11 protein-coding genes and 3 pseudogenes are annotated in these 13,272 nt (G+C 70.5%); 4 read left to right on the top strand and 10 right to left on the bottom strand.

The genetic code is table 11. The features are described from left to right. Positions 1 to 224 precede the first annotated feature (224 nt). Both GD970_RS05260 and GD970_RS05255 read left to right on the top strand, forming a co-directional pair. Positions 225 to 401, top strand: a complete 177-nt coding sequence (locus GD970_RS05260; protein ID WP_211489765.1) for a hypothetical protein — start codon at positions 225 to 227, stop codon at positions 399 to 401. Positions 402 to 436: 35 nt separating this feature from the next. Then, a pseudogene (locus tag GD970_RS05255) lies at positions 437 to 774 on the top strand (transposase); the annotation flags it as partial. Positions 775 to 1,059: 285 nt separating this feature from the next. On the opposite strand, the gene GD970_RS05250 reads toward GD970_RS05255, so the two are convergent. Next, complete coding sequence (locus GD970_RS05250; RefSeq protein WP_152201668.1) at positions 1,060 to 1,395, bottom strand: STAS domain-containing protein; 336 nt, start codon at positions 1,393 to 1,395, stop codon at positions 1,060 to 1,062. Positions 1,396 to 1,720: 325 nt separating this feature from the next. Then, a complete protein-coding gene (locus GD970_RS05245) occupies positions 1,721 to 2,818 on the bottom strand; it encodes a fatty acid desaturase family protein (RefSeq protein ID WP_152201666.1) in 1,098 nt (365 codons plus the stop codon). A 333-nt stretch (positions 2,819 to 3,151) separates the two neighbouring features. Here GD970_RS05245 and GD970_RS05240 point away from each other — a divergent pair. Then, positions 3,152 to 3,712, top strand: a pseudogene (locus GD970_RS05240) (IS110 family transposase); the annotation flags it as partial. A 956-nt stretch (positions 3,713 to 4,668) separates the two neighbouring features. Beyond that, positions 4,669 to 6,111: an NAD(P)-binding domain-containing protein gene (locus GD970_RS05235; RefSeq protein ID WP_152201663.1), complete on the top strand. Its 1,443-nt coding sequence runs from the start codon at positions 4,669 to 4,671 to the stop codon at positions 6,109 to 6,111. Positions 6,112 to 6,182: 71 nt separating this feature from the next. Here the strand turns inward: GD970_RS05235 and GD970_RS05230 are convergent, their stop codons facing one another. The 8 genes and pseudogenes from GD970_RS05230 to GD970_RS21495 form a co-directional block, all read right to left on the bottom strand. Further along, positions 6,183 to 7,610, bottom strand: a complete 1,428-nt coding sequence (locus GD970_RS05230) for an ATP-binding protein (protein WP_152201661.1) — start codon at positions 7,608 to 7,610, stop codon at positions 6,183 to 6,185. Then, positions 7,607 to 8,281 carry a response regulator transcription factor gene (locus GD970_RS05225; RefSeq protein WP_152201658.1) on the bottom strand — a complete coding sequence of 225 codons (675 nt, stop codon included), beginning with the start codon at positions 8,279 to 8,281 and terminating at the stop codon, positions 7,607 to 7,609. The genes GD970_RS05230 and GD970_RS05225 overlap by 4 nt, the downstream gene beginning before the upstream one ends. A gap of 311 nt (positions 8,282 to 8,592) precedes the next feature. Next, positions 8,593 to 8,817, bottom strand: a complete 225-nt coding sequence (locus GD970_RS21500; RefSeq protein ID WP_155524112.1) for a hypothetical protein — start codon at positions 8,815 to 8,817, stop codon at positions 8,593 to 8,595. A 200-nt stretch (positions 8,818 to 9,017) separates the two neighbouring features. Next, on the bottom strand, positions 9,018 to 10,532 hold the full coding sequence (locus GD970_RS05215; protein WP_152201656.1) for a catalase: 1,515 nt from the start codon (positions 10,530 to 10,532) through the stop codon (positions 9,018 to 9,020). After that, on the bottom strand, positions 10,529 to 10,969 hold the full coding sequence (locus GD970_RS05210; protein WP_152201654.1) for a Fur family transcriptional regulator: 441 nt from the start codon (positions 10,967 to 10,969) through the stop codon (positions 10,529 to 10,531). The genes GD970_RS05215 and GD970_RS05210 overlap by 4 nt, the downstream gene beginning before the upstream one ends. Before the next feature lie 174 nt (positions 10,970 to 11,143). Continuing rightward, the gene (locus tag GD970_RS05205; RefSeq protein ID WP_152201652.1) at positions 11,144 to 12,046 is read right to left on the bottom strand and encodes a D-hexose-6-phosphate mutarotase; all 903 of its coding nucleotides are present in this window, start codon (positions 12,044 to 12,046) and stop codon (positions 11,144 to 11,146) included. A gap of 59 nt (positions 12,047 to 12,105) precedes the next feature. Then, on the bottom strand, positions 12,106 to 12,555 hold the full coding sequence (locus GD970_RS05200) for a hypothetical protein (RefSeq protein WP_152201650.1): 450 nt from the start codon (positions 12,553 to 12,555) through the stop codon (positions 12,106 to 12,108). Positions 12,556 to 12,629: 74 nt separating this feature from the next. After that, positions 12,630 to 13,272: pseudogene (locus tag GD970_RS21495) on the bottom strand (MFS transporter); the annotation flags it as partial.

Raw genomic sequence — 13,272 nt, 5'->3', positions numbered from 1 at the left:
AGCAGCGGGAGCCAGCGCCGCCGCCCGCGTATAACCGTCCCCGTCCCCCGGTTCTTTGAGATCACGGGTGGTGAGCGGGACGGCCCCGTATCGTCGGCACCGGCGACGGCACACACTCCGTCAGTCTCAATCCCTGAGCCCGAGTGGCGTAGACGCTCTCGAGTGAGCTGGCGACAGCTGGAGGGGTGCAGGCGCCGAGGACGTGGGAGCCTTGAGGCGTGGGTATGGACGACGCCAACGAAGGCCCGGACTCCGGCGAATGCTGGGAGCACAAGTGGGTGCTCGAGGGAGCCAGCGTCTCCTCTAAGGGCTCGCAGATGAACTACGTGTGCCGCCGGTGCGGCGCCGTGATGGTCGACGCAAGCGGCGGCGCGGAAGATGTGGCCACATCCGGGGACTGAGCGCTGTCCTCGCACGCACGCGCCAGAGCCGTTTGGTTGGCGTACGGGAACGTATTACACAACCCGTGACCACCGCTCGGCTCCCGACCGAGCTCGCCGGCGACGACTTCACCTCCGCCGGCCACCTGGCCTCCTACGCCCGGCCTCGCGCCCGTCACCCGCCGTTCGAGCACCTCCACCGGCGAGCCCCCGAACCGGGCCGGTAACAACGTCCTCAAACGCGCCCTGTTCCTCGCCGCCTTCGCCGCCCTGAGCGATCCCATCTCCCAGCACTACTACTACCGCAAACGAGTCAAGGGCAAGCGGCACAACCAGGCACTTGTCGCCCTTCGCCCGCCGACGCTACGACGTCCTGTTCGCCATGCTCCGCGACGCTCGGTCTACGAGCCGCCGCAGCCCTCGCGGCTTGACTGGGGAGATAGAAACCCGCCGCGCCCCGTCCGCTCTCGTTGCGGGGGCCGCCGACCACCGCCCCGCCAGACCTCGTGCAACCTGCTCACTGCAGCGCCAACCCCTGCGCCGGGCTCGATTCAGCATCTTGGCGCTATCCCGCTCGCGACCTGCCTTGTGCAGGCCGTCGAGTCGGCTCGAAGACATCTGTACAGGTTAGGTAACCCGCTAACGATCACGCCCGCGCGATGCGGACCGGGCCATGTGCTCACGAAGCGTCGTCGACGACCTCGATGAGCTTCCCTAGTTGAATCAGCTCCAGGAGAAATCGAACCGACTCGGAAGTATTGACGAACCGAAGGCGGCCGGGCTGGCGGTAGTCCAGGGCCGCGAAGACTGCGATCACAGCGGAGTCCACAAAACCGACCGCCTGGGTGTCCACCTCAATGGGGCCGGTGTGGCGCTCAGCGGTCCTCACCAGGTCCATCAGGTCGCGGGTGAAGCTGTCGTCCAGGTCGCCGGAGAGGATCAGGCGCACCATGTAGGGGGCTGACGTGAGCCGAATCGAGCCTGTCGGAGCACCGTCAAGTGCGGCCGTACTCATGTTCTGGTCGTTTCCTGCAGCATGTGCGGCACCCAGGCCACGCTACGGCGCCACGGCGACCACTGCCCACCGCAAGCATCCCAGTCAGTACCGACGCTGTGCTGTCTGGGCCCTCCGCGCAGATGCGCACGACGCAGTCGTTGCAAGGGAGGCGGTAGCCGAACAACCATCAAGCGGCCGGTGGGACCACACAACCACACCGGACGTGCCGTCCCCACCCCGCGCCTCCGCGGTGCCGCCGCTACTGCAGCAAGATGCGGTCGGCTGATCGGCCTTCCTCCGCACGGTGTCCCCGTTTGACGGTCGCAAGAGCCCAGGGCCACGCTCATGTGCGGTACTGGGTCACCAGCGGGCAGGCCCAGACGTCGATCCCTCCGCGGCCGACCCGGTTGATGTACACGGCGACCTCGCGGCACGCCCGGGAGAGGCTGGTCTCGGTGTAGTGCACGCCGAGCTGGTCGCAGTACTCGCGGATGAGCGGAGCGACCTTGCGGAGGTTCGGCCGCGCCATGGAGGGGAAGAGGTGGTGCTCGATCTGGTAGTTCAGGCCGCCCATGGCGGTGTCGAGCCAGCGCCGGCCGGCGATGTTGCGGCTCATGAGCACCTGGCGCCGGAGGAAGTCGATCTTCGCGTCCGCCGGCACGATCGGCATGCCCACATGGTTGACAGCGAAGGTGACACCTAGGTAGAGGCCGTAGACGGCGAGCTCGACGCCGATGAAGGCCAACGCCTTGCCCGGGGAGAGGACGTAGAAGACCAGAGCAACGAAGCCCGTGAGCCGGACGGTGAGGAAGACCAGTTCCACCCCGCGGTGCTTCACCTCACCTCGGACGAGCAGCCGCCTCATGCCTTGGAAGTGAAGGTTCAGGCCCTCCAGGAGCAGGAGTGGGAAGAAGAACCAGGCCTGCCAGCCGGTGAGGGACCTGGTGAGCCGAGTCTTGCGGGCCTCGGCCGCCTGCGCGGTGAATGCCACGATCCCCGGTGCGATGTCCGGGTCGCCGTCGATCTTGTTGGGCGTCGCGTGGTGCTTATTGTGCTTGCGCTGCCACCAGCCCAAACCGATGCCGGCGAAAAGGTTCGACACGACGAGCGAGACCCAGTGGTTCCACCTGCCAGAGACAAAGATCTGCCGGTGGGCAGCGTCGTGGCCGAGGAAGGAGATCTGGACCAACAGCCCCGCGAGGACAACGGCAGTCAGCAACTGCCACCACGTGTCGCCGATCAGGACGAACCCCACAGTCAGCAGGAGGCCGGCCACCACCAGGCCAACCAGTTTGGACCAGTAGTACCCGTAGCGCCGGCGCATCAACCCGACTGCCTGGACCTGCTGAGTCAGCACAGTAAAGTCACTGACGTGCCGCTCCCGGGCCGACTGTGCCGACGTCGCGGACGGCGCGGTCGAACTCTCATTGGTGCTGCTCATGGCTGGCCCCCCTCCTCAGCACATCGCCGCCGGGGGGCCGCGATCGCCAATACGACCAGTGTGCGCGGCGTAACGCCTCTGTCGCATCCGGACGATCCGCAAAGATTTCCGTCCTCCAACCTATGGACTCGGTCATCATTGAACTTTGCGCCGCGCTGTCCGGACCGCGAGGCAGATCAGCCGTCACGGCCGTACCAGTCGAATGCTCCGCCGCCGCCCCCTGGTTACCTTCTTCGCAGCCCTCGGGTCGTGTTCGAACGGGGGTGCTGGCCTGTCGGTTCCGGTATGGCTCTTTACCCCTGATCGGATGCGGAGTCGCCTTCGTAACGTGGGATGCCGACATCCAGCCCGCCGCTGACAGGCCTGTCAGCAGCGGCTTGGCAACGGAGGGCAGATGATCCCGGACCACCAGCACGTCGACGTCTTCGTCGGGCTCGACGTCAGCAAATGTGACCACCACGCCGTCGCGCTCGACCGGGCCGGGAAGGTCCTCTACGACCGAGCACTGCCCGACGACGAGGCGAAGCTGAGGGCGATCCTCGCCGATCTCGCCACACGCGGCCAGGTCCTGGTGGTCGTCGACCAGCCCGCGACGATCGGCGCCCTGCCCGTGGCGGTCGCCCGCGATGCCGGCGCCCCTGGTGGGATACCTGCCCGGGCTGTCGATGCGCCGGATCGCGGATCTGCACCCCGGCAACGCCAAGACCGACGCCCGTGACGCCCGCGTCATCGCCGAGGCCGCCCGGACCATGCCCCCACCCGCTGCGCTCGATCGAGCTGGCCGACGAGCTGACCATGCTCTGCGGGTTCGACGACGACCTGCGCGGGCAGATCACCGCCACCTCCAACCGCCTGCGCGGCCTGTTGACCCAGATCCACCCGGCCTGTAGGCGGCCGCACATACGACGCGATACACGTCAAGGCGGCCAGGACGACCACGAGCACCATCGACGCGTCGTCGTGCAGCCGTTAGACCAGACTCGAACGCTCATCGTACGAGCCCCGCAGGCTGGGCCCGCACGACTGGGCTTCACCAGGGCGATTTTTGGCCCGGGACAGCAAGAGAGGCCCGCGTTGTGGAAGTCGCGAAGCCTCTCTCGATCCGCTGTCTCATTCGGATCCCGCCGACGCTCTCGCGCCGGAAGTTCAGTGTCCATCCGACAGGCTGCGTGTAGCCCCTGCTCACGCCACCTATCCGAGATTCAACACTCGTGCGGGTAGCGGCGGGCACTCGCTCCGGACACTCGTTGAGACAGCGACGAGAACGGCTCCGCACCAGGGGAAACCCGGGGTGTGGAGCCTTTCTCGTTCTACACGTCCCCGGGCCGTGACGACCTCCGGCAGCGGAACGGGCGGGTCCGCCCCACGCTCCGACATCGTCACCGCGTACCACTCGCACTCCACGCCGCTGTGAAGGTCGGGGCGCAGACCTTCCTCCCCCCTGGCCAGGCCCCTGCCCCGGAGCTCTCGACGGGACTGCACAAGTCCCGCCGAATCCGACGTCCGACGGCCCCCTGCCCTGCGGCGCGCCGACTCACCCACCCAGCCAGTTCCCGCACGTCCGGCACGGCGCACCACAACAGCGACCACACCCGGCGCCCGAGAACAGCGCCACTTCCCCGTCCGACAGCCCTCAACCATGCGTTTGCAAAAGTTTGCTAATGTCAGTTCGTGGTCGGCGCCCGCCTGGGCGCCGCGCCCAGGGACCCGCCACGGAGATCGTGCGCAGGAGGTCCGTTCTGGGCGGACGTGAGTCCAGAGGTCGATGCCGTGGCGCAGGGCGCCCGCATACCTGGCCTCCAGTCGACCCGTCACCGGACGAGAGGCCGGGAGCGGCCGGAAGGGAAGCTGTGTCCAAGCAGCGTATTGCGATCGTCGGAGCCGGCCCGAGCGGCATGGCGGCACTGCGGGCGTTCATGTCCGCACAGCAGGCGGGGGCGCAGATCCCCGACATCGTCTGCTACGAGAAGCAGGACGACTGGGGCGGCCAGTGGAACTACAACTGGCGCAGCGGCATCGACAGGTACGGCGAGCCGGTGCACTCCTCCATGTACCGGAACCTGTGGTCCAACGCCCCGAAGGAGGCCCTGGAGTTCGCGGACTACACCTTCGACGAGCACTTCGGCAGGCCGGTCTCCTCCTACCCGCCGCGTGAGGCACTGTGGGACTACATCGACGGGCGCGTCCGCAGGTCCAACGTCAAGGAGAAGGTCCAGTTCTCGACCGCCGTGCGCTGGGTCGAGTACAACCGCGAAGAGGACAACTTCACGGTGACCGTGGAGAACCTGAAGTCACAGACCACCTCTTCCACGGAGTTCGACCGGGTCATCGTCGCCACCGGTCACTTCTCCTACCCGAACGTGCCCGACTTCAAGGGCATCGAGACCTTTCCGGGCACCCTGCACCATGCCCACGACTTCCGCGGTGCCGAGAAGCTGGCGGACAAGCGCGTGCTGCTGATCGGTGCCTCCTACTCCGCCGAGGACATCGGCGTGCAGGCCTTCAAGATGGGCGCCCGCTCGGTCACCATGAGCTACCGCACCGCGCCCATGGGCTACGACTGGCCCGAGGGGATGGAGGAGCTGCCCATCGTAGACCGCTTCGACGGCGAGACCGCGTACTTCTCCGACGGCCAGACCCGCGAGTTCGACGCGGTCATCCTGTGCACCGGCTACCTGCACAAGTACCCGTTCCTGTCCTCGGACCTCGCCCTGCACTCCCGCAACAACATCTACCCCGGCGGCCTGTACCGCGGCGTGGTGTGGCAGAAGAACCCGAAGCTGTACTACCTGGGCGCCCAGGACCAGTGGTTCACCTTCAACATGTTCGACGCCCAGGCCTGGTACGTCCGCGACCTCGTCATGGGCCGCACCACGCTGCCGTCCGCCGAGCAGCGGGCCGCCCACATGAGGTCCTGGCGCAACCGCTTCCAGGCCCTCGACGGCGACGCCGACGAGGTGCGGTTCCAGGCGGACTACATCAGGGACCTCATCACGGCCACGGACTACCCGATGTTCGACCTTGACGAGGTGGTCCGCATCTTCCTCGAGTGGAAGCACGACAAGAAGAAGAACATCCTCACCTATCGCGACAAGCCGCACCGCTCCGTCATGACGGGCACCATGGCGGCCGAGCACCACACCACGTGGCTCAACGAGCTGGACGACTCCCTCGAACGCTACCTCTCCACCCCGGAGGCGACCGAGGTCGAGCGGCTCGTGCGCGGACGCGCCAGCGCCGGTGGCGCCCCCGCGGAGGCCACCACCGGCGACCGGACCGTCACGAAGGCCTGAGCGGTCCCGCAGGTCCCTGGGCTGCCTGGCGCGCCGGGCCGGGCGAACCGGCCTCGTTGAGACAGCGACGATCAGGGCCCCCGCCGTGCGGATGCACGGCCGGGGGCCTTGGTCGTCTCCGGCGGCGCCACCTCCCGCGCGCCCTCGGGCACGTCGGGCAGCAGCGGCAGCCGCAGCTCGAACGCCGCGCCCGGACCCGCGGGCTCGGCCAGCACGAGGGAGCCGCCGTGCGCGGCGGCGATGGCCCGGCTGATGGCCAGCCCGAGCCCGCTGCCGCCCTGGTCGCGCCCCCGGGCCTCGTCCAGCCGGGTGAAGCGGTCGAAGATCCGCTCGCGCTGGTCCGGCGGCACGCCGGCGCCGTCGTCGGTGACCCGCAGCACCGCCTCGCCCCCGGCCGTGCGCAGCGCGACGGTGACCGTGGTGCGCGCGTGCCGGGCGGCGTTGTCCAGGAGGTTGCGCACCACCCGGCCCAGCTGGTCGACGTCGCCGAGCACGCGCAGCGCCGGCAGCGGGGCGACCTCCATCCGCACGCGACCGAGCTTGCGCAGCCGGGCGGCCTGCTCGTGGACGACGTCGTCGAGGTCCACCTCCCGGCGGGGCACGGGCACCTGCCCGTCGAGCCGGGCCAGCAGGAGGAGGTCGTCGACGAGCCGCCGCATCCGGGCCTGCTCGGCCTGCAGGTCCTGCCCGACCTCCTGCCACAGGTCCAGGTCCCGCCGGGCGAGCGCCACCTCGACCAGGGCCTGCTCATTGGCGAGCGGGCTGCGCAGCTCGTGGGAGGCGTCGGAGACGAAGTGGCGCTGGCGCTCGTGGGCGGCCTCGATGCGGCTGAGCATGGAGTTCATCGTCTCGGCGAGGCGGCGCAGCTCGTCGTGGGCGGGCGGCAGCGGCACGCGCTGCGAGAGGTCGCCGGCGCCGATGGTGGCGGCCTTGCGCCGGATGCGTTCCACGGGTGCCAGGGCGTGCCCGACGGCCAGCCAGGTCACCAGTCCCGTCAGGGCGAGCACCGCCGGAAAGATCGCCAGGATGAGCCGAGAGGTCTCGCCGACCACGCGGACCACCGGCGTCAGCGGCAGAGCCACGAGCACCGTGCGCGGCGCCTCGGGCGGCCCGGCGGGCAGAGCGACCACCCGGTAGGGCTCGTCGTCCTCGGACGGCATCGCCGCAATGGTGCTGACCTGCGGCGTCGTCACCGGCGAGCGCATCGCCGGCTCGCCCTCGAGGTCGTGGCTGGCGACCACCACGTGGCCCTCCTGGTCCAGCACCTGCGCCACCGCCCGTCCCTCGGACACGGCGTCCACGGCGGAGGTGGGCAGCGGGGTGTCGACGAGCGAGGCGACGTAGTCCGCCCGCTCCCGCGCCGCCGCCTCGATCCCGGTCATCAGGGCGTGGCGCAGCAGCATCGTCAGGGCCACCCCGGCGACGACAAGGATGACGGCGACGACGGCGGTGGCCGCCAGCGTGATCACCGCGCGGATGCCGAGGCCCTTCTTCCTCACCGGCGCCTCCCGACGAGCCGGTATCCCAGGCCGCGCACGGTGAGGATGTCGACCCCGGGAGAGGTGCCCAGCTTGCGGCGCAGGCGGCCGACGTAGACCTCGACGACGTTGGCGTCCCCCTCGAAGGCCGGGTCCCAGACGTGCTCGAGGATCTCGGCCTTGCTGACCACGTGCTCGGCGCGGTGGGCGAGGTAGACCAGGAGGGACAGCTCACGGGCGGTGACGTGCAGCTCCTCCTCCCCCAGCCAGGTGCGCTGGTGGGCCGGGTCCACCCGCAGCGGGCCCACCCGGATGACCGGGTCCGCCGAGCGGGACAGGCGCCGGGTCAGCGCCCGCAGCCGCGCGGCGAGGACGACCGGTGAGAAGGGCTTGGACATGAAGTCGTCCGCGCCGATGTCCAGCGCGTCCGCCTCGTCGTACTCCCCGTCCTTGGCGGTGAGGAAGAGGATCGGGGTGGGGTCGCCGCGGGCCCGCACCCGCCGGCACACGTCGTAGCCGGACATGCCCGGCAGCATGACGTCGAGGACGATGACGTCGAACGCCTGCTCGCGCGCCTGCCAGTCGCCGTCGACGCCGTCGCCGGCCAGCACGACGCTGAAGCCCTCCGCCTCGAGGGTTCGGCGCACGGCGGACGCCAACGGCCTCTCGTCCTCGACCAGCAGCACGCGCACCGTGCCTCCCCATCGACTCGCGGGCGTGGCGTCTGTCCTCCACGGTAACCCCGCGAACAGGGGGCGAGAATCGGCGGATTTTCCGCGTTTTTGGACGGTGCTGGCGAGTTGATGACAGACGATCGACGAGGGGGACGACGAGGCGGGGTCGACCGACGCGCCGCGGACGGCACGGCACGGCAGAAGGGCGGCCGGTGGACCGGCCGCCCTTCCGCGTATGGCCTGACACCTCTGCGGGTGACGATGCGGGTTCTGCTCACCCGGCCAACGATGGCCGGTCGCTCAGGCCCCGCACGTGGCCTTCCAGGGCATCAGTCGCCGTTGTCCCACCAGTCGTGGTGGTGCTTGTGGTGGTGCCCGTGGTGGTGGTGGTGGTGCTTGTGGTGGTGGTGCTTGTGGTGGTCGTCCCTGTCGCGGTCGTGGTGATGGCGGCCGTGGTCGTCGCGGTCGTGTGCGGACGCCGTGCCGGCGGTGCCACCGAGGACTGCCACACCGATCACGGCGGAGGCGAGTCCGGCAAGGAGCTTGCGCTTCATGGGAAGGTCCTTCTCTCGCGTTGGTGCTTCGGGCGATCACTACCCTGCGAGATCGACGCTGAACGAAACCTGAACCACGCTGACGGACCGGTCAGCGAGCGAAACCCCCAGAACGGGCGGCAACGCGGGCGAGAGCCCGGAGACCGTGCGGTCCCCGGGCCCTCGCCTCGTCAGAGCTCGACGCTCCACGGCACGCTGGTTCAGCGCACCGCGACGGCCTCCTCGGCGGCCTCGGTGTCGACGCCGACCTGCGGGTCGCCCTTGGCGGCGTAGACAGCGGCCTGGATGCGGTCGCCGATCTCCTTGTCGACGTTCTTCCAGTACTGGAAGGCGTTCTGGAGGACGACGTCGTGCTGGATGCCCCCCAGGGCGCCCGCCACGGTCTCGACGAACTGCTCGCGCTGGGCGTCGTCGAACACCTCGCGCACGAGGGTGCCGGCCTGGCCGAAGTCGTCGTCCTCGGCGTGCAGGGTGTACGCGCTGCGGACCATCTCGCCGTCGGCCTCCCAGCCGTCGTCGACCGGGCCGGTCTGGTCCGCCCACGGACGCCCGAAGGAGTTCGGGGCGTAGACCGGGGCGTCGCCGGAGTGCTCGAACGTCATGTTGCCGTCGAAGGTCCAGTCGTTCACCGGGACGATCGGCTTGTTGACGGGCAGCTGCTGGTAGTTGGTCCCGATGCGGGCGCGCTGGGCGTCGGCGTAGCCGAAGACCCGGCCGAGCAGCATCTTGTCCGGGGAGACGCCGATGCCGGGCACGGTGTTCGACGGCGCGAAGGCCGCCTGCTCGATCTCGGCGAAGAAGTTCTTCGGGTTCCGGTTCAGCGTCATCCGGCCGACCTTGATCAGCGGGTAGTCCGCGTGCGGCCAGACTTTGGTGAGGTCGAACGGGTTGAAGCGGTAGGTCTTGGCGTCCTCGTACGGCATGACCTGGACCGACATGATCCAGCTCGGGTGCTCCCCGCGCTCGATCGCGTCGAAGAGGTCGCGGCGGTGGAACTCGGCGTCGGAGCCGGCGAGCGCCTCGGCCTCGGCGTTGGAGAGGAACTCCATGCCCTGCTCGGTGTGGAAGTGGTACTTGACCCAGAACTTCTCACCGGCGGCGTTGACCCACATGTAGGTGTGCGAGCCGTAGCCGTTCATGTGCCGCCAGGTGCGGGGCAGGCCGCGCACGCCCATGAGGTAGGTGACCTGGTGGGCCGACTCGGGGTTCTGCGTCCAGAAGTCCCACTGCATGTCGGCGCTGCGCAGGCCGGAGGCGGGCGTGCGCTTCTGCGAGCGGATGAAGTGCGGGAACTTCATGGGGTCGCGCACGAAGAACACCGGGGTGTTGTTGCCGACCAGGTCGTAGTTGCCCTCGGTGGTGTAGAACTTCAGCGCGAAGCCGCGGACGTCGCGCCAGGTGTCGGGCGAGCCCTGCTCGCCGGCGACCGTGGAGAAGCGGGCCAGCATGTCGGTCTTGGCGCCGGGCTGGAACAGGGCGGCCTTGGTGTAGCGGGTGACGTCCTCGGTGGTCTCGAACACCCCGAAGGCGCCGGAGCCCTTGGCGTGCGGGTTGCGCTCCGGGACGCGCTCGCGGTTGAAGCTCGCGAGGGTCTCGACGAGGCGGACGTCGTGCAGCAGCAGCGGCCCGTTGGAACCCAGGCTCAGCGAGTTGCGGTCGGAGACGGCGGGGGCTCCGAACTGGGTGGTGGACGGGACCTGGCTGGCGTCGGTCAAGAGAGCTCCTTCGTTGGGGTGGAACGGGACAGGCAGGAGGGGCAGGTGCCCCAGTAGATGACCTCGGCGGTGTCGATGACGAAGCCGTGGTCCTCGCTCGCGTGCAGGCACGGGGCCGCGCCGACGGCGCACGCGACGTCCTCGACGCGGCCGCAGCCGCGGCACACGAGGTGGTGGTGGTTGTCCCCGCGGCGCAGCTCGTAGCGCCCCGGGGACCCCTCGGGCTCGATGCGCCGGAGGATCCCGGCGGTCGTCAGCGCGCCCAGGACGTCGTAGATCGCCTGGGTGGACACCGAGCCCAGGCGGGCCAGGACGCCGGCGCGGACCGTCTCCGCGTCGGCGTGGGGGTGCGCGGCGACCTCCTCGAGCACGGCCAGCCGCGGCGCCGTCACGCGCAGGCGAGCCTGCCGCAACAGTTCCGGATAAGTGGCGACCATATGGCCATCGTAGGGCGCTTTCTGGAACGACTCAAGTATTGGAGTTGTTCGCGTGTTGGTCACCGGGGCGTCGCCCGGCGGTCACCTGCGGCGGCACGCGCCCGACGAATTCGGCCGCGACTCGCGGGCCGGGACAGCCGCCTTGCGCCTACGGGTTCAGCCGCCGTGAAAGGGCTAGCCAGCGGTGACCGAGATGCGCGCCGTCATGGTGTGGCTCTGCCCGGCGGGCAGTGCGACGGCGTCTTCGAGCGCGTTGGCCGTCTCGACGCAGACCATGGTGGGCCACTCGGCGTCGTCGTAGTCGGGCATGGCCGCCGCCTTGGCGCTCCAGGGGTTCCACACGACCGTGTTCGCGGAGGCCTCCTTCGCCACGACGACGGCGCGCCCGCTGCCCGGGTCGACGGCGGTGGCCGGGCCGGTGGAGCGGTACACCCGGTCGGTCTCCCCGGTGAAGGTCACCGGGCCGGACTGGACGGCGTGCTCGCCCCCGGCCGCCTTGTCCAGGTACGCGGCGCCGTCGAGCCCCTCGATGCTGACCGCGGTGACGTCCCGGACGTGGAGGTAGCTGTGCAGCGCCTCCTCGAAGGAGCAGTCCTCGGTGCCGGTGTTGCGCGCGGTGAGGGACAGGGTGAGCTCCGGGCCGAAGGTCACCGCGTAGGTGAGCTCGAACGGGAAGCGCCACACGCCCGAGCCGGGCAGCCCGGCGACGTCCGCCTCGGTGAGCCGGAAGGTCAGCGTGACCACCCCGTCGGCGTCCTCGGCGCCCACGAGGGTCCAGTCGGCGAGCCGGGCGAAGCCGTGCGCGGGCGACATGCCCGGTTCCCGGCCCGGGCCGAACCACGGGAAGCAGATCGGCACGCCGCCGCGGATGGGCCGCTCGGGGGCGAACTCGCTGGCCCGGCTCATCCAGATCACCGGGCCCTGTCCCGCGGGGGTGTACGCGGTGACGTGAGCGCCGTGGAGGTAGACCTCGCCGGTGGCGACCGGGGTGCTCACGCGCAGCACGGGCAGCCCGCCCGCGCCGTCGGCGGCGGTGACGGAGGCGGGCAGATCGACGGTGACCAGGTCGCGGGACATACCGAGGACGCTATCCGCGCCGGGGCCGGGAGGCCCACCCGTTGCACGAACTTGCCGGGTCAGGGCTCGAGCTGGTGGTCCTCGCGCTGCTCGTCGACGTAGGCGGAGAGGATCTGGGCGGAGAGCGCGTCGATGCGCTCGTCTACGTGCTTGGCCTCCTTCGCGGCCGCGTGCCGGCTCATGGCGCCGAGCAGCGGCAGGGAGGCCTCGATCTTGTCGAGCTGGCGGCGCCAGTCCTCGGCGCGCCGGCTCTCGGCGTCGTCGTCGGCGGAGGCGATGAGGTAGGCGACCTGGTCGCGCAGCACGCCGATGCGCCGGCGCAGCCCCTCCTCGCCGCGGTTCTCCTGGCGGGCGCTGGCCATGCGCGTGACCTGCTGGGAGACGAGGTTGTAGATCTCGGGGTTCTCCTCGCGCATGCGGGTGAGCATCGGCCCCATCCGGCGCACCGCCTCCCAGACCGCCGGACCGGCGGTCACGGCGATCTTCACGAGCGAACTGACCTTGCCCACGGCTCTCCCCCGGCTGCTGCTGCCTGGCCACCAGCGTGCCACGGGCGCGCGTCGGCCGCCCGGCGCCGGCGGCGTCACCGCGCCGGCAGGGAGCGCCGGGGCAGCCCGGCGGCGGCCACGGCCGCGGCGGCCAGGAGCACGAGCGCGGCGAGGACGGTGCCCCGCCAGGCGGCGACGTCCCAGGCCCGCCCGAGCAGGACGCCGCCGGCGGAGGAGCCGAGGTAGTACACGAGGGTGTAGCGCCCGGACGCGGCGGAGGGGCGCGGGGCCAGCCGGGGCACCGTCGAGCTCGCCACCGCGTGGGCCACGAAGAAGCCCCCGGCGACCAGCAGCAGCCCGAGCCAGATCAGCACCAGCGGGGCCGCGAGCGTGACGGCGACGCCGACCGCGCAGCAGCCGAGCCCGGCGAGCACCGCCCCGCGCACGCCGACCCGGGCGGTGAGCCGGCCGGCCAGCGCCGAGCTGACCGTCCCGGCGAGGTAGGTCAGGAAGAACGCCGAGGCGGCGCCGGTGCCGAGCAGGTAGGGCGGGGCGCTCGTGCGGTAGCCGATGACGTTGAAGATCCCGACGAACATCGCCATGCCCAGCCCGCCGACGAGGTACAGGCGCACCCGCGCCGGGCGCCGCCCGTCCGGCCGCCCGCGGGGCGCGGCCCGGGCGCCGGCGGGGGCGGGCCGGCGGGAGGGCGGCAGCAGCGTGTGCGCCGCCGCCGTGACC

The organism is Georgenia thermotolerans (assembly GCF_009193185.1).
Lineage (GTDB): Bacteria > Actinomycetota > Actinomycetes > Actinomycetales > Actinomycetaceae > Georgenia > Georgenia thermotolerans.
The sequence above is the reverse complement of the archived record's forward strand: the minus strand, read 5'-3'. Positions and strand labels throughout refer to the sequence as shown.

Coding starts and splice junctions, on each gene's coding strand:
- GD970_RS05260 (WP_211489765.1), top strand. CDS start 225: ATGGACGACGCCAACGAAGGCCCGGACTCCGGCGAATGCTGGGAGCAC.
- GD970_RS05250 (WP_152201668.1), bottom strand. CDS start 1,395: ATGAGTACGGCCGCACTTGACGGTGCTCCGACAGGCTCGATTCGGCTC.
- GD970_RS05245 (WP_152201666.1), bottom strand. CDS start 2,818: ATGAGCAGCACCAATGAGAGTTCGACCGCGCCGTCCGCGACGTCGGCA.
- GD970_RS21500 (WP_155524112.1), bottom strand. CDS start 8,817: ATGAAGCGCAAGCTCCTTGCCGGACTCGCCTCCGCCGTGATCGGTGTG.
- GD970_RS05210 (WP_152201654.1), bottom strand. CDS start 10,969: ATGGTCGCCACTTATCCGGAACTGTTGCGGCAGGCTCGCCTGCGCGTG.
- GD970_RS05205 (WP_152201652.1), bottom strand. CDS start 12,046: ATGTCCCGCGACCTGGTCACCGTCGATCTGCCCGCCTCCGTCACCGCC.